The sequence below is a fragment of the Klebsiella sp. JB_Kp042 genome, from assembly GCF_040065275.1.
Classification (GTDB): Bacteria; Pseudomonadota; Gammaproteobacteria; order Enterobacterales; family Enterobacteriaceae; genus Klebsiella; species Klebsiella quasipneumoniae.
Genome location: NZ_JBEAJL010000004.1, coordinates 1 through 807, shown reverse-complemented (window position 1 = coordinate 807; position 807 = coordinate 1). Strand labels below are relative to the sequence as shown.

The window sequence follows — 807 nt, the reverse complement described above, 5'->3', positions numbered from 1 at the left end:
GGAAGGTGCGAACAAGTTCCTGATATGAGATCATCATATTCATCCGGAGCGCATCCCAGAGGGACATCATGAGCCATCAACTCACCTTCGCCGATAGTGAATTCAGCACTAAGCGCCGTCAGACCCGAAAAGAGATTTTCCTCTCCCGCATGGAGCAGATTCTGCCATGGCAGAATATGACCGCTGTCATCGAGCCGTTTTATCCCAAGGCGGGCAATGGCCGACGGCCCTATCCGCTGGAGACCATGCTGCGTATTCACTGCATGCAGCATTGGTACAACCTGAGCGACGGTGCCATGGAAGATGCCCTGTACGAAATCGCCTCCATGCGCCTGTTTGCCCGATTATCCCTGGATAGCGCCCTGCCGGATCGCACCACCATCATGAATTTCCGCCACCTGCTCGAGCAGCATCAACTGGCCCGTCAATTGTTCAAGACCATCAATCGCTGGCTGGCCGAAGCAGGCGTCATGATGACCCAAGGCACTTTGGTGGATGCCACCATCATTGAGGCACCCAGCTCTACCAAGAACAAAGAGCAGCAACGCGATCCGGAGATGCATCAGACCAAGAAAGGCAATCAGTGGCACTTTGGCATGAAGGCCCACATTGGTGTCGATGCCAAGAGTGGCCTGACCCACAGCCTGGTCACCACCGCGGCCAACGAGCATGACCTCAATCAGCTGGGTAATCTGCTTCATGGAGAGGAGCAATTTGTCTCAGCCGATGCCGGCTACCAAGGAGCGCCACAGCGCGAGGAGCTGGCCGAGGTGGATGTGGACTGGCTGATCGCCGAGCGTCCCGGCA

Annotated in this window: 1 protein-coding gene; it reads left to right on the top strand. The window is 56.5% G+C overall.

Annotated features, from left to right (window positions below):
• Positions 1 to 68 precede the first annotated feature (68 nt).
• Positions 69 to 807, top strand: a 739-nt coding sequence (locus ABLV54_RS00025) for an IS5-like element ISKpn26 family transposase (protein ID WP_033553580.1), incomplete at its 3' end; no start/stop codon positions are given.